Origin of the sequence: Tsukamurella sp. PLM1 (assembly GCF_023168325.1) — a bacterium.
In the GTDB taxonomy this organism is placed as follows: Bacteria; Actinomycetota; Actinomycetes; order Mycobacteriales; family Mycobacteriaceae; genus Tsukamurella.
Genome location: NZ_AP025688.1, coordinates 1611181 through 1631138 on the forward strand (window position 1 = coordinate 1611181; position 19958 = coordinate 1631138).

The following is a 19958-nucleotide window of genomic DNA, read 5'->3' on the forward strand; positions in this document are numbered from 1 at the left end:
TGGTCCCCGCGCGGCGCCGATTCCCCCGCCGGACGCCGTTCCCCCCGCCGCGCGCCAGGGACGCGGTGCCGGGCCGCTGCGCCGGCGCGGGGTGGGGTGCAGGTACGACCCCGAACCGCGGTGGGGGATCGGTATTGTGCGGGCATGAGCGGTCTGCACTTCTCGGGCGTGGTCCTTCCCGGCGGGGAGGGCGAGTTCTGGGTGTCCGACGGTGCGGTGCACCTGTCGGACCCGGGCGGTCCCGCCACCGCGCTGACCGGCTACGCCGTCCCGGGATATGTGGACGCCCACTGCCACGTCGGCATCGTCGAGGACGGTGAGCCGGACCTGGTGCGCGGACGGGCCCTCGCGCTCGAGGACGTGGCGGTCGGAGTCACCGTCATCCGCGAACCGGGATCCGACCTCGACACGTCGCCGCTGGACGGGCAGCCGGGGTTGCCGCGTCTGGTCCGTATGGGACGCCACATCGCCCTGGTCAAGCGGTACACCCGCGGCCTCGGCGAGCAACTCGAGGACCCGTCGCAGCTCGTCGACGCGGTCCGGCGCCGCGCGGCCGAGGGGCACCCGTGGATCAAGCTCGTGGGGGACTGGATCGACCGCGGTGTCGGCGACCTGGCACCGCTCTGGCCCGACGACGTGCTCGCCGAGGCCGTCGCGGTCGCGCACGAGGCGGGCGCCCAGGTGACCGCCCACGTCTTCGGCGAAGACGCGCTGCCCGGCCTGCTCGCGGCCGGCGTGGACGCGATCGAGCACGGCTCGGGGCTGACCGCCGACACCATCGAGATGATGGTCGAGAAGGGGATCGGCCTGGTGCCCACCATGATCCAGATCGAGAACTTCCCGTCGATCGCGGCTCCCGCGGCGGAGAAGTTCCCGACGTACCACCGCCACATGCTCGCCCTGTACGAGCGCCGCGAGGCCACGTTCCGCGCCGCGTGGGAGGCGGGCGTCGCGATGTATGCGGGCACCGACGCCGGCGGCTTCAACGTGCACGGCGCGCTGCCGCGGGAGATCGCCGCACTCGCGCGGGTGATGCCGGCGCACGAGGCGCTCGGCGCCGCCTCCTGGCGTGCGCGGCAGTGGCTCGGCTTCGCCGGTATCGATGACGGTGCCCCCGCCGACCTGGTGATCTACGCCGAAGACCCGCGCGCCGCGCTGGCCGACGGTGCGCTTCCGGCACCGTCGGCCGTGGTGGTCCGAGGCGAGCCGGCAGACCTGCCGCGATAGCCCGCCGCGGCACCCTGTTCGTGCGCACGGCGCGCTTTACCGGTGCGCGCGGAGCGCTCTACCGATGCGCGCGGAGCGCGGCGATGACCCACTCCGCGACGGGCACCATCGCCGGACGCTGCGGCCACCCGTTCAGCACGCCCAGCAGCGACCAGTAGCGCTCCACCCGGGCGTCGGTGAACGTCACCATCTGCTCCGCCAGTGCGGCCCGGTCCGTGCCCTCGGGCACGAGCGTCGCCAGCAGCTCCGCCGCCTCCGCGGACTCCGGCGCGGTCCCGGCCTCCGCGACCGCGCGGGCCGCCTCTAGGTCCACCATCACCGGCGGCTCGGTCGCCGCCGCGCCGGTCACCGCCATTTCCCGCGCCCGCGCGCGGAACTCCTCGTCCGCCACGAGACCCGCCAACTCGATCCACGCGTCCACCTGGGCGGGCGTCGGATCGTCGGGCAGTTCCGCGGGCAGCGAGCGCATCCCGGTCGCGATGTGCGCGCCCGGGGCATCGGCGGCGATGCCGGCGAACGCCTCGTCGACGAACGCGTCGATGATCCGCTGGCGCTCCGCCGCGGACAGGGTGGCCATCTCGTGCATGATTCTCAACTCCTCGGTCGTACTGTTCCTGGTCGCGACCGAACGCAGCACCGCCCGCCGGATCCGCAGCGTGCGGATCTCGGCATCGAGGGCCTTCGCATGCGCGTCGGCCACCGCGGCGAGGCCGACCTGCTCCGCGAGCACGGCGCGCACCGTCTTCACGTCCAGGCCCAGCGCGCGCAGGGTCCGCACCAGCTCGAGCCGCGCCACGGATTCCGCGTCGTAGAGCCGGTACCCGGCCGCGTTGCGGATCGTGGGGACGAGGCCCTCGTCGGACCAGAACCGGATCGTCTTCACCGACGCACCGGTCCGGGCCGCGACGTCGCCGATGGAGAAGAGCGTGCTGTCGTCGGTCACGGGATCAGCCTGCGGTCTCCAGTGAGGGGAGAGTCAAGAGGCCCTGTTGCGGGCGATGCCGGCGAGGCTCTGCCCGCCCGGCTCCGACCGTGCCTGCGCGCGGGCCTTCCGCTTCGCCGGGCGGGGGCGGCCGACCCACCACTGGGCCTTCGGGGCACGGCTGAGCAGTCCGACGATGCCGAGCGTGACCGCCAGGGTGACGACGTACGCCACCGCCGTGCCGAACGGCGACGGCAGCACCGCGACGAGCCACGGCGTACCGTCGGCCGTCTTGGGCAACAGCAGCATCGAGAGCACCATCACATGCACCAGGAACACACCGAACGAGCGCTGCGCGCCGAACGAGGCGAAGCGCGTCAGCCCCGGTAGGCGGGAGCGGTTGCGGGCGAGGAGCAGACCGGTCGTGTAGACGGCGGCCACGAGCACCACGTACAGCACGAAGTTGGCGGGCTGGAACACGGCGGACGCGACGATCGGCGCGGTCTCGTCGTTCAGCCGGACGCGGAACAGCACCTGTCCACCGACCACCGTGAGCGCGGCCAGCGCGAACACCAGGGCGCGTGCCGCAGCAGCACGGCCTCGATGCGCTCGCGGTGGAACGCGGCGAACACGCCGAGCAGGATGAAGAACTGGTACGGCACGAACGTGGCGTAGACGTGCCAGAAGTTCTCGCCCCACCAGCCGCTGGTCGGGTTCCAGTAGGTGATCGCGGTGTAGAGGCCCACCTGCAGGACGGCACTGACCGCGAGGATGTGCGAGTGGAAGCCGCGGGTGCGCTCGGCGAACGCGAGGATCAGCGGGAACAACACGTAGATCTGGAGCGTGACGAAGATGAAGTACAGCTGGTAGCCGTTGAGTCCGCCCCACTTCAGGTTGTCCCAGAAATCGCCCAGGCTGGTGGGAATCGCCGCGGCGTTGCCGCCCACGACCATGTCGAACACCCAGTAGGCGAACGCCCAGATCACGAACGGGATCACGACGAGCGGGAGGCGCTTGCGCCGAACTGGACGGGGGACAGACGCGCGCCGCGCTCGACCACCCCGTACGCCAGCACGAGCCCGGTGAGCGCGAAGAACGCGTTCCGGGTGAAGTGCAGGTTCATTGCGATCGCGTTGGTGACGACGCCGTTGACCTCGTCGTTCGTGTTCGTGAGCGTGTGGATGAAGACGACCAGCAGGAACGTGATGGTGCGGACGAAATCGAGCTGGTAGAGGTAGCCGCCGCGCGCGGGCGGCGGTCGCGTCGCCCGACGGTGCCCGCGCCGCGCCGGCGGGGGCCGGGGCGCTACTGGGGCTGTCCAGGTGCGTGGCCATAGAGATGAGTCTGCGTTCCGATCCTGCGAGGTTGCTGTACGCGGCCTGGCAGTGGTCTACACCGGGCTGAGGTGCTGACGCTCAGGCTGTGACAGGCGATGAGTTTACCCATCGGTAACCTTGGCGAAGGCAACGAACTCGCCGGAAGTGGCGCGAGTCACGTCGGACACCGTGCTCTCCCTCGAGTGTAAGTGGTGTGCGCCGATGCGGCGATTCCCGTGTGGGCCGGTGCGGCGATCCGTTCCGGCGGCGCGGGTGATTTCGCGCTGGTCGTGCGGCGTGGCAGAATGGACCGCTGCTGACCGGCAGCGGCTGAGATACCGCCCGGCGGTCACGCATGAAGACGGCAAAACCGGGTGCGCCATCCAGGTGCATCGCTGAATTGCACAGTGACTACACGAAGGAACGCTGACACATGGCTGTCAAGATCAAGCTCACGCGGCTCGGCAAGATCCGCAACCCGCAGTACCGGGTCGTCATCGCCGACTCGCGCACCCGCCGCAACGGCCGCGCGATCGAGTCGATCGGCAAGTACCACCCCAAGGAGGAGCCGTCGCTCATCCAGATCGACTCCGAGCGCGTGCAGTACTGGCTCGGCGTCGGCGCGCAGCCGACCGAGCCCGTGCTCGCCCTGCTGAAGATCACCGGTGACTGGCAGAAGTTCAAGGGGCTCCCCGGCGCCGAGGGCACCCTGAAGACCGCGCCCGAGAAGCCGTCCAAGCTGGACCTGTTCAACGCCGCGCTCGCCGCTGCCGACAACGAGCCCGCCGCGGCCGCCACCACGCCCAAGAAGAAGGCGGAGAAGAAGGCCGACGAGGCGCCCGCCGAGGCTGCTGAGGCTCCCGCCGAGGCTCCGGCCGAGGGCGAGTAATGAGCGCCGTGGTCGCCGATGCCGTCGAGCACCTCGTGCGCGGCATCGTCGCGAACCCCGACGACGTGCGCGTCGACCTCATCACGGGCCGTCGCGGCCGCGTGATCGAGGTGCACGTGAACCCGGACGACCTCGGCAAGGTCATCGGCCGCAGCGGCCGCACGGCCACCGCCCTGCGCACCCTGGTCACCGGCATCGGTGGCAAGGGCATCCGGATCGACGTCGTCGACACCGATCGCATCCGCTGATCGTATGGAGCTCGTAGTCGGGCGGGTCGCCAAATCGCACGGCATCCGCGGCGAGATCGTCGTCGAGGTGCGCACCGATTCGCCCGAGCTCCGCTTCGCGGACGGCGCCGTCCTCACCGGGCGGCGCCCCCGCGGCGGAACACCAGCACGTACACCGTGGCAGCCTCCCGGGAGCACTCCGGGAGGCTGCTCGTGCGTCTACAGGGCGTGAACGACCGCACCGCCGCCGACGAACTGCGCGGCACCCTGTTCGTCATCGACTCCGCCGACGTGGAGCCCAGCGACGACCCGGACGAGTTCTACGACCACGAACTCGAGGGCACGGCGGTGCGCACCGTCGACGGCACCGAGGTGGGCGTGATCGCCGAGGTCCTGCACCCGCCCGGCGGCGAACTGCTGTCGGTGAAGGCGCCCGACGGCCGCGAGATCCTCATCCCGTTCGTCACCGCCATCGTGCCCGACGTCGACGTGGCCGGCGGGTCCGTCACCGTCGACCCGCCCGACGGCCTGCTCGACCCCGAATAGGCTGCGGCGCATGCGCATCGATGTGGTGACTATCTTCCCCGAGTACCTCGCGCCGCTGAACCAAGCGCTCCTCGGCAAGGCCGTCGACAAGGGGCTGATCGAATTCGGCGTGCACGACCTGCGCGACTGGACGCACGACGTGCACAAGGCCGTGGACGATTCTCCGTACGGCGGTGGGCCCGGCATGGTGATGAAACCCACCGTCTGGGGGCCGGCCCTCGACGACGTGTGCCCCGACGACGCGCTCCTCGTGGTTCCGACGCCCGCCGGCGTCCCGTTCACCCAGGCCATGGCCCACGACTGGGCGGGCGAGGACCACATCGTGTTCGCGTGCGGCCGCTACGAGGGCATCGACCAGCGCGTCTTCGACGACGCCGCGCGGCGCGTGCGCGTCGTCGAGGTGTCCATCGGGGACTACGTCCTCATCGGCGGCGAGGTGGCCGTCCTCGTCATGGTCGAGGCGTTCGCCCGACTGATCCCGGGCGTGTTGGGCAACAAGCTCTCCCATCAGGACGACTCCTTCTCCGACGGTGCCTGCGGCCTGCTCGAGGGCCCGTCGTACACGCGGCCCGAGACCTGGCGCGACCTCACGGTGCCGCCGGTCCTGCTGTCCGGTGACCACGCGAAGGTCGCGCAGTGGCGCCGCGAGCAGTCCCTCGCGCGCACGGCGGAGCGTCGACCGGACCTGCTGCCACCTGCGTAGACTTCCTGACCCGAAGCCGCGTACGGTGGATTTCGGGTGAGTCCGTCGTATCGGACTCCGCCGGGGAGGGCGGCAATGAAGACGGCATTGCTCCGAGCGGGAGTCGCATCGGTCGTCGCCGCCCTCGTCACGGCGTGCGGTGTGCCCCTCGGGGACGAGCCTGCGCGGAGTGCAGGGCCCGTGTCGGCCGCGGCGTCGGGGGCGGCGTGGTCGCGGGACCACGGTTTCGGCGCGGACACGACGGTCACCGTCGGGCGGGATCTCCGTCGGGTCGCCGGTCCACTGCGGGGCGTCGGCACCGAGGTCACGTCACACGGGTGGTACTTCCGCACGAACGACGAGCTGATCGCGGTCGATCCCGGAACCGGGCGCGAGCGATGGCGTGCGCCGCTGTCGGGCACCCTGCCGGAGGTCGCGATCGATGAGCACGCCGTGGCGATTCTGCACCACTCGATGACCGGCGAGTCCCATCTCACGATTCACGACCCGGTCACGGGGTCGGTGCGGGCACGCATCCAGGTGCGGCTCGCGAAGCTGCACACGACCGGGGACCGGGCCTGGCTCCTGAGCTACCTGGTCACCAAGTCGTTGGGGCTGGTGGCTGTCGTGGGTGGAACGGTCCTGGTCAACGGGGTCGACGACGCCGGTGAGAGAAGCGGACCACCGCGTACCGGGCGGCGGACGGCGGTGTGGCCTGGGAACGTGCCGGCGAGTCCTCTGTGCGGGCTTCGGTGGTGCTGGTGCAGGACGTCTGGGCCGAGAAGGAACTGTCGAGGGTGGACCCGGAGACCGGGGCGGTCATCTGGCAGAGCGACTGGTCTGCCCCGTCGCTGTCGCTGTTCGCCTCCGCGGACACGGCGTACGTGGTCTCCACATATCCGGGGAGGACGAGCGTGGTCGGCCTCGACGTCCGCACGGGGAGAGGAAGGACTCCGCCTCAGTGGATCTCGGGGGCGCGGAGCAGGTCTTCGGACTCGATCCGCGGCGCATCGCCGTCGTGGGAGTCGGATGCATGGCGGACGACGGCTTGAGCGACGCCGTGCGCTCCGCGGTCGGTTGCCGGACCGAGCGGCGGGTGGTCGTCGTCGAGCTCGGTGGGACTGAACGTCGGGGTCTCACCCGCACGGTCGCGTCGGTCGGTAACGGAACCCTCTCGAGCCGGCATGTGCATCCGTTCCGCGCTGGAGGGATGAACTACGTGGTGACGACAGAGGCCGGTCGGGCGCAGGTGCTGGGTGCCGACGGCATCGTCGCAGACGTCGAGCATCCCGCGATCACGGAGCAGGACGATTCCACTCTGGTGTCGGGAAGCACCCTCGTGTGCGCCACCGACTCGGAGATCGTCGGGCTGTCGCTTCCCGACCTTCGGGAACGATGGCGGGTACCTGCGCCCCTGGCCGGGGCCCGTCTCCGGTTCGTGACGGACGGCGCGGTCGCGCTGTCCGCGCGGGCGTCGTCGACAGTCTCGACGGCCGAGACGGACGACGTCGTCGTGTTCCGCTGACCCGGGGATTCCGGCGATCCCGCCCGGCGCCGCTCCCGGCGCGGCATGATGACCGGAGCGGGCGTGGGGGCGTCCGGGATTCGGGGGAATCATGGCTGTTCTCGACGGTACGCGCGGCGCCGCCGCCCTCCTGGCCGAGGTCGAGCGGCGCGAGGCCGAGTTGGCCCGCCTCGATGAGGAGTTCCGCGCCGCGCGGGTCACCGCGCGCTCGCACGACCGGACGGTGGCGGTCACCGTCGACGTGCGAGGGCACGTCGTCGAGGTCGACCTCGCGCCGACATCTGCTCGGGCGCACCCGCCGGAACGGCTGGGGCCCTTGATCGTCGAGCTCGCGGAACGCGCGGCCGATTCGCTGCGTGAGCACTACGCGCGGCGCGCCGAGATCGCGCGGGCACTCGCATGATCTTCGAACTGGAACCGGCGGCGTGGGAGCGGCTCGCGCGCACCGTCGACGCTCTCGCCGAGGCGATCCCCGCGCCGGCAACCCTTCCGCTCCCCGAGGACAGGTACGCGCGGGCGCTCGGCACCATTCCGGCCGTCTCCGACGCCGCGGCGCGCGACCTGCACGCGTCGTCCGTCGCGGAGCTCCGGGCGTTCGCCGAGCGCATCCGCACCGGTTCCCGCACGGCGACGGCCGCGGATCGGGCCGCCGCGCAGGCGATCGAGGCCGCGGGATGACCGACACCGAGTTCTGGCCTCGTTCGCCCGGCGAGTTCATCGGCGCCGCCGAGCAGTACCGCGCCGCGCTCGCCGAGGTCGGGGGATCGCCGCGCGGCTGGGTGTGCGGGCACCGTCGGAGGCATTGGTCCGGGCGGGCGAGCTCGACGATGCCCGGGCGGATCTCGTCGGTGGCTACGCGGACCTGGTGGCCGCCACTCGCGACCGCATGACCGGCATCGCCGCCCGGACCGCGCTCGCGCGGCTCGAGGCCCGCGGTGCGCGCCCGCCCGGTGATCCGGCGGCGGACGAGGCCGCAGATCTCGCGGACCTGCGGGGGCGGGCCGAGGCGGAGGATGCCGCCCAGGAGGCGGAACGGCGGTCGGCCGAGCTCGCCGCCGGGCACGGCGCCGCGCTCGGCGGCTTCGCCCCGCTGGCCGGAATGGGCGCGCTGGGCAGGTCATTCGGGGGCGACGGTGCCCACCGTGCCACCCGCTACGCCGTCGCCGGAGCGGCCCCGGACGACCTCGAGATCCGGCTGCGTGAGCTGACCACGGCGATCACCGGCCCGGCCCGCGGCTGGACGTCGTTCGCCGTCGCCGAGGTCGCAGACGAGGCGGGCCGCCCGTGGCGCGTGATCGGAACCACCGAGCTCGACGGGTACCTGCGGCCCGGCGTGATGCTCGAGAGGGCGAGCTCGCCGCGGGCAACGAGTCATGGCCCGAACTGTCGATCGCGACCTTCTGCGCGGCGCACGGGTTCGCGCCCGGCCCGGTGGTGGGCACCGTCGAACCGCCGGGCGACGTGTGTGATCACCTGCGCGCCCAGGGGTTCGCGCCGAGCTGGTCGGACGGGGCATGGGGGTTCGCGGGGAGGAGAGTCATGCACCGGTCGAATAGCCTGCCGGACCTGGCGGAGGCGGTGGCCGCGGTGCCGGCGGACCGTCGGCGGGAGGCGGCGATCACCGTCGTCGCGGGCGCGCTGGATCGGGCCGCCGACCCGCGGCTCGACGATGCGGGCGCGGTCCTGCTGGACGAACGTCGCGCGCCGGGCTCGCGCGGCGGGGAGGCGCACCGTCTGGCCGCGGAGGTGGACCAACTGGACCGGGCCGCGCACGCGTGCCGGGTCGACGGTGACCACACGGGCTACGTGCTCGGCTTCCAGTCGGCGCGGGCGCTGTCGGCGCTGCACTTCCTGGTGCGCGACGGCGGGGCGGGGCTGCCCGACATCGCGTACGAGGCGGTGATGGTGTGCGGCGCGACGGAGCCGGTGATCGCGGACCTCGTCGGTGGGCGCCGGTAGGGTGACGCGGGTGAATTCGAGCTCGCCTATCAAGTCCGTGTCCGCCCGCATCGCCGAGGAGCTCTCGGTGGGGGAGAACCAGGTGGCCGCGGCGATCGCGCTGCTGGACGAAGGGTCGACGGTGCCGTTCATCGCCCGGTACCGCAAGGAGGTCACCGGCAGCCTCGACGACGCGCAGCTGCGGCAGCTCGAGGAGCGCCTCGGTTACCTGCGCGAGCTGGACGAGCGCCGGGCCGCGGTGCTCGCGTCCATCGAGGAGCAGGGCAAGCTCACCGACGAGCTGCGCGCCGCGCTGTACGCGGCCGAGACCAAGGCCCGGGTGGAGGACATCTACCTGCCGTACAAGGTGAAGCGGCGCACCAAGGCGCAGATCGCGCGCGAGAACGGGCTGCAGCCGCTGGCCGAGCGACTCCTGGAGGATCCGACGCTCGTGCCCGAGGAGCTGGCCGCGGAGTACCTCGGCGAGAACGTCGCCGACGCGACCGCGGCGCTGGAGGGCGCGCGGCACATCCTCGTGGAGCGGGCCGCGGAGGATGCGGAGCTGGTGGGCGGGGTCCGCGAGAAGTTCTGGACGGATTCGACTCTGCGCACCGGCGTGCGCGAGGGCGCCGATCCGCAGAAGGCGAGCAAGTTCCGCGACTACTTCGAGTTCTCCGAGCCGCTGGAGAACATGCCATCGCACCGCGTGCTCGCCGTGCTCCGCGGCGAGAAGGAGGAGGTGCTCACGCTGCAGTTCGACGGCGGCGAGGACGCCTCGTACGAGTCGATGGTCGCCGCGACGCTGGGGATCTCGAACCACGGGCGCCCGGCCGACAAGTGGCTCGGGACGGTCGCGCGGTGGGCGTGGCGCACCAAGCTGATGGTCTCGGCCACCGTCGACGCGCGGACCCGGCTGCGGCAGCGCGCCGAGGACGACGCAGTGCAGGTGTTCGCCACCAATCTCAAGGACCTGCTGCTCGCCGCGCCCGCGGGCACCCGGCCCACCCTGGGCCTCGACCCGGGCTTCCGCAACGGCGTCAAGACCGCCGTCGTCGACGGCACCGGCAAGGTGCTGGACACGCTGATCATCTACCCGCACCAGCCGCAGAACCAGTGGGACAAGTCGAAGGCGCTGCTCGCGGCGCTCATCGCCCGGCACGACGTGGAGCTGGTGGCGATCGGCAACGGCACCGCGTCCCGCGAGACCGACGCGCTGACCACCGAGCTGCTCGGCGAGATCAAGAAGGCCGGTGGGAAGGTCCCGGCGAAGGCCGTGGTGAGCGAGGCGGGCGCGTCGATCTACTCCGCGTCCGAGTATGCGTCGCAGGAGCTGCCGGACATGGACGTGTCGCTGCGCGGCGCCGTCTCGATCGCGCGCCGGCTGCAGGATCCGCTGGCCGAGCTGGTGAAGATCGACCCGAAGTCGATCGGCGTGGGCCAGTACCAGCACGACGTGTCGCAGGCCAGCCTGGCGCGCAGCCTCGACGCGGTGGTCGAGGATGCGGTGAACGCGGTCGGCGTGGACCTCAACACGGCATCGGCGCCGCTGCTCGCGCGCGTGTCCGGCGTGTCCGAGGGGCTCGCCGGGGCGATCGTGGCCTACCGCGACGAGTCCGGCGCGTTCCGCAACCGCAAGGGCCTGCTCAAGGTGCCGCGGCTGGGGCCCAAGGCCTTTGAGCAGTGCGCCGGCTTCCTGCGGATCCGCGGCGGCGACGACCCGCTCGACGCGTCCGGCGTGCACCCCGAGGCGTACCCGGTGGTGCGGAAGATCCTGGACCGCTCGGGCCTCGACCTGGCCGAACTGATCGGGAACACCGCGGCACTGGCGAAGCTCCGGCCGGCCGATATCGCCGCCGAACTCGGGGACGAGCGGTTCGGCATCCCGACGGTCACCGATATTCTCGCCGAGCTGGAGAAGCCGGGCCGGGATCCGCGTCCGGCGTTCGCCACCGCGACCTTCGCCGCCGGCGTGGAGAAGGTCTCCGATCTGAGGCCGGGAATGGTGCTCGAGGGCGTGGTCACCAACGTGGCCGCGTTCGGCGCGTTCGTGGACGTGGGCGTGCACCGAGGACGGCCTGGTGCACGTGTCCGCCATGTCCGATCGCTACGTCTCCGATCCGCACGAGGTGGTCAAGTCCGGCCAGGTCGTGAAGGTCAAGGTGGTCGACGTGGACGTGGAGCGCCAGCGCATCGGGCTCACGTTGCGTCTGAACGACGATGCCGCCCGCGACCGCGGGCCGCGCGGCGGCGGCCAGCGCGGCGGCGGTGCGCCGCAGGGCGGCCAGCGCGGGCAGAACCGCGGCGGCCAGAACCGCGGCCAGGGCGGGCAGCAGCGCGGCGGCCAGAACCGTGGCGGCCAGCCGCGCGGGGGACAGCGCGGCGGAGGTGGGCAGGCGGCACCGTCGGGCTCGATGGCCGACGCGCTGCGCAAGGCCGGCTTCGGCAAGTAACCGGGCTGCGGCGAGTACCGGCCGCGGCGGTTCGACCTGGGAGAACGGCGTTCGGCGCTAGGTTGGAATCATGTCCACCTGGTTCACGCACGACATCGTGGAGGCGGGACGGCTGCCGCTGTTCGCCTTCTTCGTCGGGCTGATCGTGGGCTTCGTGTGCATCCGGATCAGCGTCCGGCTGATCCGCGCCAAGGTGCGGTGGTGGTTCGGCAACGTCAAGCCCGGCGGTCTGCACGTGCACCACATGGTGTTCGGCGTGGTCCTGTGCCTGGGATCGGCGGTGGGCCTGATGGCGACGTTCACCACCGCGACGCAGACGACGGCCGCGGTGCTGTCCGGCGTGTTCGGGCTGGGCGCCGCACTGATCCTCGACGAGTTCGCGCTGATCCTGTACCTGCGGGACGTGTACTGGCAGGAGGAGGGGCGCACGTCGGTGGATGCGGTGTTCACCGCCGTCGCCGTGACGGGCCTGTTGCTGCTGGGGCTCCGGCCGCTGGACCTGGTGGACATCGCCGGGTTCCGCGACTCGCCGGAGCGCGCGGCGCAGATCCTGTTCGGCGTGATCAGCCTGGGGACCGCGGCGATCGTGCTGCTCAAGGGCAAGATCTGGACCGGGTTGATCGGGCTGTTCTTCTTCCCGCTGCTGCTGATCGGCGCGATCCGGCTGTCCCGCCCGGGCGCACCGTGGGCGCGGTGGCGGTACGAGACGGACTCGCGGCGCATGCTGCGGGCGCTGCGCCGCGAGCGGCGGCTGCGGCGGCCGCTGATCCGCGTGAAGATCGGCGTCCAGGACCTCATGGCCGGTCGGCCGGACCTGCTGCCGAACCTGCGGGAGGACGCGGAGAAGGAGCTCGACCGCACCGTGGTGCCCGCGCCCGCGCCGCCCCGACGGCCCCGGTCGATGGCCCGGCGGCTCACGATTTCGAGAAACCGGCGCCGATCTGGCACAATCAACAGGTTGCCCGGGCTGCGTGCTGCCCGGGTGTATCCGGCTGCTGAGCGGCCGGCACGCCAGGAGTACGAACCGGTCGAACCCCCGCGGCAGTAGTCGCGACGGGCCGCCAGGGTCCTCTGCTCGCGAAGACATGTAAGAAACGGATGATCCAGCGATGAACACGCTCGACTTCATTGACCAGCAGTCCCTGCGCAGCGATGTGCCCGACTTCCGCCCCGGCGACACCCTTGACGTGCACGTCAAGGTCATCGAGGGCAGCAAGGAGCGCGTCCAGGTGTTCAAGGGCGTCGTGATCCGCCGCCAGGGCGGCGGCGTGCGCGAGACCTTCACCGTGCGCAAGGTGTCCTTCGGCGTCGGTGTGGAGCGCACCTTCCCCGTGCACTCCCCGAACATCGCCAAGATCGACGTCCTCACCCGTGGTGACGTGCGTCGCGCGAAGCTGTACTACCTGCGCGACCTGCGCGGTAAGGCCGCCAAGATCAAGGAGAAGCGCTGACGTAGCGCGTAGTCGGGCTTCGCCCGCTGCAGACTCCACCGCTCCCCGCAGGAATCTCCCGTCGCCCCGCGAATACTCGCGGCGCCCGGGGATCTCTGCGGGGAGCGGCTGTTTCTTCGGGACGTGCGGCTGCTCGGTAGTGTGTACCCGTGCCCGAGCAGACGAACATCCCCGACGCCCCTGACCCCGACGGCTCGGCCGAGCCGACGGCGGACCGTCGGGCGGGGGGACGGCACGCGGCCTCGAACCCGACCCCGCGCCGTCGGACGAGAAGCGTTCGGCGAAGGACACGAAGGCCAAGAAGGGCAAGAAGACCAACTGGCCGCTGGAGATCGGCGCGATCGTGCTGGTCGCGCTGGTGCTGAGCTTCTGCCTGCAGACGTTCGTGGGGCGGCAGTGGTACGTGCCGTCGGAGTCGATGGAGCCCACGCTGATCGGCTGCGAGGGCTGCACGGGCGACCGCATCGTCACGCAGAAGATCAGCTACTTCACCGGCGACCCGAAGCCGGGCGACGTGATCGTCTTCAAGGGGCCCACCGAGTCGTGGGGCCTCGAGCCGATGCAGAAGGTGCGCTCGGACAACACGATCATCCGCGGTATCCAGGAGGGGCTGTCGTTCGTGGGGCTGCAGCCGCCGAACGAGAACAACCTGGTCAAGCGCGTGATCGCCGTGGGCGAGCAGACGATCCAGTGTCGGCCGGAGACGGGCGTCACGGTGAACGACAAGAAGATCGTCGAGCCGTACCTGGCCGACACCGCCAAGGAGTTCGCCAAGCAGGACGCCTGCTGGCAGAAGCCGTTCGGGCCGATCACGGTTCCCGACGGCAACGTCTTCGTGATGGGGGACAACCGCATGTTCTCCGCAGACTCCCGTTTCCACATGGAGGACCGGCTGCAGGGCACCATCCCGAAGGCCGACATCCGCGGCAAGGTCGTCGCCGTGATCTACCCGTTCAGCCGCTGGCAGACGGTGCGCGCGATCAACCCCCAGCAGGGCTAGCGCGCCGTGCGGGACCGGTGGCCGCCGCGGCCGGTGGTGCGGTCGTCCGGCGGCGGCAGAGCTCTGAGCACCTTCGAGACGGTGCTCGGCCGGGCGGGACTGGGACCGGTCGCGGGCATCGACGAGGCAGGGCGCGGCGCCTGCGCCGGCCCGATGACGGTGGCCGCCTGCATCCTTCCGGCCCGGGTCCCGCCGGCGCTGGCGCGGCTCGACGATTCGAAGAAGCTCACCGAGCTCGCGCGGGAGGCCTTGTACCCGAAGATCCTCGAGCACGCGGTCAGCTGGTCGGTGGTGTCGATCCCGGCGCCGGAGATCGACCGGATCGGGTTGCACGTCGCGAACATCGTGGGGATGCGGCGCGCGGTGGCGGGCCTGCAGGTACGGCCCGGATACGCGCTGATCGACGGGTTCACGGTGCCCGGTCTGGGCGTGCCGTCGCTCCCGGTGATCGGCGGCGACGCCGCGGCGTCGTGCATCGCGGCGGCCAGCGTGCTCGCGAAGGTGACGCGCGACCGGGTGATGACCGAGCTCGACGGTGCCTTCCCCGGCTACGGCTTCGCGGTGCACAAGGGCTACTCGACGGCGGTGCACATGGCCGCGCTGGGGGAGCTGGGGCCCAGCACGCAGCACCGGATGCGGTACCGCAACGTGCGCGACGCGCTGGAGAACCACGCGGGATGATCGGCCGCGTCGGGGCGCGGGTGCGCCGTTGGGCGCGGTAATCTGGAAAGGTTCTTACGGTGACCAGGTGAGGAGGACGACGTGAGCGCAGAGGATCTCGAGAAGTACGAGACCGCGATGGAGCTGTCCATGTACCGCGAGTACAAGGACGTGCTGAGCCAGTTCACCTACGTGGTGGAGACCGAGCGCCGCTTCTACCTCGCGAACGGGGTCGACCTGATCCCGCGCAACGCCGACGGCGAGGTCTACTTCGAGGTGCGGATGACCGACGCGTGGGTGTGGGACATGTACCGCCCGGCGCGGTTCCTGAAGCAGGCCCGCGTGGTCACGTTCAAGGACGTCAACATCGAGGAGCTCGACAAGCCTGAGCTGCGGCTTCCCGAGTAGTACGGGCCCTCCGACCGAGGCTCGCTCCACAGGTTTGCGTACATAACTTCTTCTCTCCACAGGCACCGCCGTCGCCGGCGGTGCCTGTGTCGTCGCGGGTGCAGGATCGGCCCATGGGGAACAACGAAGTGGGGCGAGCGGGCGAGGACGTGGTCTGCGACTACCTCGCGGACCGCGGATGGACGGTGCTCGACCGCAACTGGCGGTTCTCGGGCGGGGGACTGCGCGGCGAACTGGACGTGATCGCGCAGGCGCCGGACGGGCTGCTGGCCGTCGTCGAGGTGAAGACGCGCACGGGGACCGCGTTCGGCACGGGCTTCGACGCGGTGACCCCGCGGAAGGTCGCGCAGTTGCGGGCGCTGACGTCGCGATGGCTCGCGGAACGCGAGGCGCGTTCGCGCAGGTCCGGATCGATGTGGCGTCGGTGTTCTCGCCGCCGGGCGGGCCGGTCACGCTCGAGTACCGGGCCGGGGTGGCCTGATGTCGGCGCTGAGCAAGGTGCACTCGGTCGCCATCACGGGCGTCGACGGCGCCGTGGTCGAGATCGAGGGGTGCATCGGCCCGGGCCTGCCGGCGGTGCATCTGGTGGGGCTGCCGGACACCGTGCTCAAGGAGTCGCGCGACCGCGTGCGCGCGGCCATCGCCAACATCGGGATCAGGTTCCCGGACACGCGGGTGACGCTGGCGCTCTCGCCCGCCACGCTGCCGAAGGTCGGGTCCGTCTACGACGTCCCGCTGGCGATCGCGATCCTGCTGGCGGCGGAGAAGGTGCCGGCGGGCCGACTGCCCGGCACGGTGCTGCTCGGCGAACTGGCCCTGGACGGGCGCGTGCGGTCGGTACGCGGAGTGCTGCCGGCGGTGCTCGCGGCGAAGGAGGCCGGGTTCGCGCGCGCCGTCGTGCCGCTCGGCAATCTCGGCGAGGCCGGGCTGGTGGAGGGGCTGGAGGTGCTGGGCGCCGCGCACCTCGCCGAGGTCGTCGCGTGGCTCGCGGGAGACGGTGCCCTGGCCGAGCCCGGTCCGCTCGTCGCCGACGAGCACGATGCGGCGGTGCCCGACCTCGCCGACGTCGTCGCGCAGCCCGAGGCGAAGTACGCGCTCGAGGTGGCCGCCGCCGGGGCGCACCACATCATGATGACCGGTCCGCCGGGCATCGGGAAGACGATGCTGGCCTCGCGCCTGCCGGGCATCCTGCCGCCTCTGGCGCGACGGGAGGCGTTGGAGGTCAGCGCGATCCATTCGATCGTGGGCAACCTGCACGCGGATCGCCCGCTGATCACCGTGCCGCCGTTCGTCGCGCCGCACCAGACCTCCTCGGTGAGCGCGCTGGTGGGCGGCGGCAGCGGGCTGGCGCGGCCGGGCGCCGTCTCGCTCGCGCATCGCGGCGTGTTGTTCCTGGACGAGTGCGCCGAGATGGGACCGAAGTCCCTGGAGGCGTTGCGAACCCCGTTGGAGGAGGGGCAGATCCGGCTCGCGCGCCGCGACGGGGTGGTCAAGTACCCGTCCCGCTTCCTACTGGTGATGGCTGCCAACCCGTGCCCGTGCGCGCCCGCGCGCGACAGTGACTGCACCTGCACGGCGACCGTCCGCCGCCGCTACCTGGGGCGGCTGTCCGGCCCGCTGCTCGACCGGGTGGACCTGTGGGTCCGGATGGAGCCGCCCACGACCGGGGCGCTGCACGCGAGCGACACCGGGGAGGAACCGACCGCGGTGGTGCGCGCTCGCGTGCGGAACGCACGGGAGGCGGCTGCCGCGCGCTGGGCGGCGGAGGGGTGGCTGACGAACTCCGAGGTGCCGGGTGTGGTGCTGCGCAGGCGGTTCCGGCTCCCGGCGCAGGCGCTGCGCCCACTCGAGCTGTTCCTGCGCACCGGCCAGATCACCGCACGCGGCGCCGATCGGTGCCTGCGCGTCGCGTGGACGGTGGCGGACCTGCAGGGGCTGGACAGACCGGGGGAGGCCGAAGTGACGCAGGCACTGCAGTTCCGGGACAAGGGGTGGAAATGAACGACGACGTGCGACGGGCATGGGCCTACCTGAGCCGGGTGGCGGAGCCGCCGTGCGGGCCGCTGTACGCGCTGATCGAGGAGGTCGGCGCCGAGGAGGCCGCCGCGATGGTCCGGCGGCGCGAGTTCCCGGACGGGTTCGAATCGATCAGCGAGGCGACCGCGGGCCGTGTCGCCGAGGAGCGGGCCGAGACGGATCTCGCGCACATGGCGAATCTCGGGGGCCGGCTGGTGACGCCGGACGACGACGAATGGCCCGCGGCCGCGCTGCAGCCTGGCCGAACGGCTGGTCGCCGAGGGGCAGGACGTGCATGCGGACGAGGTGCGGGAGCTACGGCCGAGCGCACTCTGGGTGGTCGGTGCGGGACGCCTGGACGAACTGCTCGAACGGTCGGTCGCCATGATCGGGACGCGCGCACCGTCGAGCTACGGGGAGCGGGTCACGGACGAGTTCGCGGGCGACCTGTCGGCGGAGGGCTTCACGATCGTCTCCGGCGGCGCCTACGGGATCGACGGTGCCGCGCACCGCGCGGCCCTGTCGGCGGACGGCCCGACGGTGGCGTTCGTGGCCGGCGGGCTCGACCGGCCGTATCCGGCGGGGCACGCGGGACTGTTCCGCAGGATCGCCGCATCGGGGCTGGTGGTGTCGGAGTATCCGCCCGGCGCGGTTCCGGCCCGGTTCCGGTTCCTCAACCGGAACCGGATCGTGGGGACCGTGACGCGCGGGGTGGTCGTGGTGGAGGCGGGATTCCGCTCCGGCACGAAGAACACGGCGACCTGGGCGAGGCGCCGCGGTGTCCCGGTGTGTGCGGTCCCCGGCCCGATCACGGCCGCCACGTCCGTGACCTGTCATCAGCTGATCCGCGGCGGGGAGGCGGAACTGGTCACACGGGCGAGCGAGGTGATCGAGATGGCGGGCCGCATCGGCGAGTTGGCGTCGGAGCGCGAGGTGCCCATGCGTCCGACGGACGGCCTCGAGGGCCCCGCGTTGCGGGTCTACGACGCTCTGCCCGCGAGGTCGGCTCTCCCGTTGTCCGAGATCGCGATCGCCGCGGGCCTACCGGCCCGAGCGGTGATGGGTCAGCTGGCCCTGCTGGAGGTGAAGGGACTGGTGCGGCGCGACGGGGCCCTGTGGCGATTGGGCGGCGGCACCGACTCGTCACCGCCGTGATCGCAGCGCCCCTAGGGCGAGCAGGGCGGTGGCAGCGGCGCATCCGAACGTCCGTACGTGGTTGGCCCACATCCAGTTGCGGCAGAGGCCCACCCATCCCGCGTGGTCGGTCTCCGCCAACTGGTCGATGGAGTAGCTCAAGGGGACGTTGAGCGTGAACGTGACGACGATCGCCGCCACGAAGTAGGCAGCGGCGCCGGCGATCACCACCACGCGGTCGGCGCACCGAGCCGGATTGCGGAGCACGCCGACGACGGCGATGACGCACAGCCCGGTGGTGATGAGCGCGACCACCGAATACGGCGCCGGCGCAGCCGCGTTCAGCTCCTTCATCGTGGCGACTCCGGTCTCGGTCGGCAGCCGCTCGATGGCCGGCATCACCATCGCGGACCAGGAGTAGAACACGCCCGTGCCGACCGCGGCCGCGAGCGCGGCGGCGAGCGTGAGCCGCCGAATCGGTGTCACACCAAGATCTTCGGGCGTCACCGGGTAGCCGGTCATGCGGAGTCTCCTTCGAGAGTGGCGGTGTCGCCGCCGGAGGGTTCGGCGGTCCGAGCCTTGTGGGCGTCGTTCCCAGGAGGTCGCCGGTCGCGAGGCGCACGTCGGCGACGCACCCGTCCCCAGGGCTTGACGACGGCGAGTACCGTTGCCCAGCTCAGGAGCGCGAGCGAGACGCTCGGCGGGTAGAACCAGGAGCTGATCGCGTCGCGGTCGGTCGCGATACCCGCTGCGAGGGCGTCCGGCCGACCGGCGATGTCCGCGATCGACGGTCGAAGAGCGAAGACGATCAAGACGGTCAGAACGACATTGATCAGCAACTTGACCACGACCCACCGGTACCGGAGCAGTCCCCAGCGCGTGAGCCCGCTCAGAACCAGGCCTGATGCGAGACACAGCAGGCACCCCGACGCCAGAGTCGTGAACGATCAGAGCGAGATTCCGGCACCGCCGGCGCGTGCTGCGCGAACCGGTGACGACCACCGCATCATGTCCGCCGCCGTGCGCCACCGAGTTCGCGCGATCGCTCAGTGCCAATTGCTGATCGGGACGTCGTTGGGTGCCGGCGCGCCTGTGCCGGTCTCAACGAGTTGCTTCAAGCTCATCAGGAACATCGCCCACTTCGTGCTGCAGTGGCCCATGAATTCGCCTGCCGCCGGCCACCCGAGATGGCCGAATCGAATGATGGTGTACGGGGATTCGTCGGTGAGTTCGAAGCGGATCTCAGTCCCGATCCACTCCGGAGGGCCCTGGAGGACCTCCCAGCTGACGAGCTCGTCGGGCACTGCTCGGCGCACCGCGATCTCGAACGACGCGTGGTCCGCCACGGCCTCTCCGGGCTCGAATCCGAAGCGGATCGTCCCGCCCTCGCGGGCGTCGCCGGTGACGTCGTCGGTCCACCACGCCGCGATGCCATCCGGCGTGACCAGGGACGTGTACACGGTATGGCGGGGCGCGGTGGCCCCGATTCGGTGAAGGATGTCAGGCATGCTTCGAACCTAAGCGGCACGAGGCGGTCCTACCATGCTCGGAAGTCGAGAATTCGTGC

General features: G+C 71.5%; 23 protein-coding genes and 4 pseudogenes. 20 read left to right on the top strand and 7 right to left on the bottom strand.

The window, feature by feature from the left end; genetic code table 11:
* Positions 1 to 144: 144 nt before the first annotated feature.
* Positions 145 to 1227 carry an amidohydrolase family protein gene (locus MTP03_RS08330; protein WP_248491550.1) on the top strand — a complete coding sequence of 361 codons (1083 nt, stop codon included), beginning with the start codon at positions 145 to 147 and terminating at the stop codon, positions 1225 to 1227.
* Between the two features lie 58 nt (positions 1228 to 1285).
* Here MTP03_RS08330 and MTP03_RS08335 read toward each other — a convergent pair whose 3' ends face one another.
* From MTP03_RS08335 to MTP03_RS22660, 4 genes are read right to left on the bottom strand one after another with little or no spacing between them, the layout of a single operon-like run.
* Entirely contained in the window at positions 1286 to 2170 is an 885-nt protein-coding gene (locus tag MTP03_RS08335; RefSeq protein ID WP_248491551.1) for a MerR family transcriptional regulator, read from the bottom strand.
* A 33-nt stretch (positions 2171 to 2203) separates the two neighbouring features.
* Positions 2204 to 2683 carry a hypothetical protein gene (locus tag MTP03_RS08340; RefSeq protein ID WP_248491552.1) on the bottom strand — a complete coding sequence of 160 codons (480 nt, stop codon included), beginning with the start codon at positions 2681 to 2683 and terminating at the stop codon, positions 2204 to 2206.
* On the bottom strand, positions 2662 to 3147 hold the full coding sequence (locus tag MTP03_RS08345; RefSeq protein WP_248491553.1) for an acyltransferase family protein: 486 nt from the start codon (positions 3145 to 3147) through the stop codon (positions 2662 to 2664). Before MTP03_RS08345 ends, MTP03_RS08340 begins: the two co-directional genes overlap by 22 nt.
* A complete protein-coding gene (locus MTP03_RS22660) occupies positions 3144 to 3272 on the bottom strand; it encodes a hypothetical protein (protein ID WP_256465241.1) in 129 nt (42 codons plus the stop codon). The genes MTP03_RS08345 and MTP03_RS22660 overlap by 4 nt, the downstream gene beginning before the upstream one ends.
* Positions 3273 to 3898: 626 nt before the next feature.
* Between MTP03_RS22660 and rpsP the strand changes: the two genes are divergently transcribed.
* The 19 genes and pseudogenes from rpsP to dprA all read left to right on the top strand — a co-directional run bounded on the left by rpsP (position 3899) and on the right by dprA (position 18412).
* Positions 3899 to 4354, top strand: a complete 456-nt coding sequence (rpsP, locus tag MTP03_RS08350; RefSeq protein WP_248491554.1) for a 30S ribosomal protein S16 — start codon at positions 3899 to 3901, stop codon at positions 4352 to 4354.
* Entirely contained in the window at positions 4354 to 4602 is a 249-nt protein-coding gene (locus MTP03_RS08355) for an RNA-binding protein (RefSeq protein ID WP_248491555.1), read from the top strand. Before rpsP ends, MTP03_RS08355 begins: the two co-directional genes overlap by 1 nt.
* A 4-nt stretch (positions 4603 to 4606) precedes the next feature.
* Positions 4607 to 5127: pseudogene (gene rimM, locus MTP03_RS08360) on the top strand (ribosome maturation factor RimM).
* A gap of 10 nt (positions 5128 to 5137) precedes the next feature.
* Entirely contained in the window at positions 5138 to 5830 is a 693-nt protein-coding gene (gene trmD, locus MTP03_RS08365) for a tRNA (guanosine(37)-N1)-methyltransferase TrmD (protein ID WP_248491556.1), read from the top strand.
* A gap of 668 nt (positions 5831 to 6498) precedes the next feature.
* A pseudogene (locus MTP03_RS08370) lies at positions 6499 to 6861 on the top strand (PQQ-binding-like beta-propeller repeat protein); the annotation flags it as partial.
* Positions 6862 to 7028: 167 nt separating this feature from the next.
* Positions 7029 to 7334 carry a hypothetical protein gene (locus MTP03_RS08375; RefSeq protein ID WP_248491558.1) on the top strand — a complete coding sequence of 102 codons (306 nt, stop codon included), beginning with the start codon at positions 7029 to 7031 and terminating at the stop codon, positions 7332 to 7334.
* Between the two features lie 91 nt (positions 7335 to 7425).
* Positions 7426 to 7737, top strand: coding sequence for a YbaB/EbfC family nucleoid-associated protein (locus MTP03_RS08380; RefSeq protein ID WP_248491559.1), 312 nt, complete (start codon positions 7426 to 7428; stop codon positions 7735 to 7737).
* Entirely contained in the window at positions 7734 to 8012 is a 279-nt protein-coding gene (locus tag MTP03_RS08385; RefSeq protein ID WP_248491560.1) for a hypothetical protein, read from the top strand. Before MTP03_RS08380 ends, MTP03_RS08385 begins: the two co-directional genes overlap by 4 nt.
* Positions 8009 to 8224, top strand: a complete 216-nt coding sequence (locus MTP03_RS08390; protein WP_248491561.1) for a hypothetical protein — start codon at positions 8009 to 8011, stop codon at positions 8222 to 8224. Before MTP03_RS08385 ends, MTP03_RS08390 begins: the two co-directional genes overlap by 4 nt.
* A gap of 394 nt (positions 8225 to 8618) precedes the next feature.
* Positions 8619 to 9293 carry a hypothetical protein gene (locus MTP03_RS08395; RefSeq protein WP_248491562.1) on the top strand — a complete coding sequence of 225 codons (675 nt, stop codon included), beginning with the start codon at positions 8619 to 8621 and terminating at the stop codon, positions 9291 to 9293.
* A 67-nt stretch (positions 9294 to 9360) separates the two neighbouring features.
* Positions 9361 to 11722: pseudogene (locus MTP03_RS08400) on the top strand (Tex family protein).
* A gap of 70 nt (positions 11723 to 11792) precedes the next feature.
* Complete coding sequence (locus MTP03_RS08405; protein ID WP_248491563.1) at positions 11793 to 12770, top strand: hypothetical protein; 978 nt, start codon at positions 11793 to 11795, stop codon at positions 12768 to 12770.
* Between the two features lie 61 nt (positions 12771 to 12831).
* Entirely contained in the window at positions 12832 to 13173 is a 342-nt protein-coding gene (gene rplS, locus MTP03_RS08410) for a 50S ribosomal protein L19 (RefSeq protein WP_019203499.1), read from the top strand.
* Positions 13174 to 13516: 343 nt separating this feature from the next.
* The gene (gene lepB / locus MTP03_RS08415; RefSeq protein ID WP_248491564.1) at positions 13517 to 14173 is read left to right on the top strand and encodes a signal peptidase I; all 657 of its coding nucleotides are present in this window, start codon (positions 13517 to 13519) and stop codon (positions 14171 to 14173) included.
* Between the two features lie 6 nt (positions 14174 to 14179).
* Complete coding sequence (locus tag MTP03_RS08420; RefSeq protein ID WP_248491565.1) at positions 14180 to 14854, top strand: ribonuclease HII; 675 nt, start codon at positions 14180 to 14182, stop codon at positions 14852 to 14854.
* A gap of 81 nt (positions 14855 to 14935) precedes the next feature.
* Positions 14936 to 15241 (top strand): DUF2469 domain-containing protein, encoded by a 306-nt coding sequence (locus tag MTP03_RS08425; protein ID WP_040768524.1) that lies wholly within the window; start codon positions 14936 to 14938, stop codon positions 15239 to 15241.
* A gap of 113 nt (positions 15242 to 15354) precedes the next feature.
* A pseudogene (locus MTP03_RS08430) lies at positions 15355 to 15561 on the top strand (YraN family protein); the annotation flags it as partial.
* Between the two features lie 160 nt (positions 15562 to 15721).
* On the top strand, positions 15722 to 17242 hold the full coding sequence (locus tag MTP03_RS08435) for a YifB family Mg chelatase-like AAA ATPase (RefSeq protein WP_248491566.1): 1521 nt from the start codon (positions 15722 to 15724) through the stop codon (positions 17240 to 17242).
* A gap of 306 nt (positions 17243 to 17548) precedes the next feature.
* Positions 17549 to 18412 carry a DNA-processing protein DprA gene (dprA, locus tag MTP03_RS08440; RefSeq protein ID WP_371820922.1) on the top strand — a complete coding sequence of 288 codons (864 nt, stop codon included), beginning with the start codon at positions 17549 to 17551 and terminating at the stop codon, positions 18410 to 18412.
* Here the strand turns inward: dprA and MTP03_RS08445 are convergent.
* From MTP03_RS08445 to MTP03_RS08455, 3 genes are all read right to left on the bottom strand, one after another.
* Positions 18401 to 18913, bottom strand: a complete 513-nt coding sequence (locus tag MTP03_RS08445; protein WP_248491567.1) for an anthrone oxygenase family protein — start codon at positions 18911 to 18913, stop codon at positions 18401 to 18403. The genes dprA and MTP03_RS08445 overlap by 12 nt on opposite strands.
* Positions 18910 to 19239 carry a hypothetical protein gene (locus tag MTP03_RS08450; protein ID WP_248491568.1) on the bottom strand — a complete coding sequence of 110 codons (330 nt, stop codon included), beginning with the start codon at positions 19237 to 19239 and terminating at the stop codon, positions 18910 to 18912. Before MTP03_RS08450 ends, MTP03_RS08445 begins: the two co-directional genes overlap by 4 nt.
* A gap of 198 nt (positions 19240 to 19437) precedes the next feature.
* Positions 19438 to 19899, bottom strand: coding sequence for an SRPBCC domain-containing protein (locus MTP03_RS08455; protein WP_248491569.1), 462 nt, complete (start codon positions 19897 to 19899; stop codon positions 19438 to 19440).
* Positions 19900 to 19958: the final 59 nt, after the last annotated feature.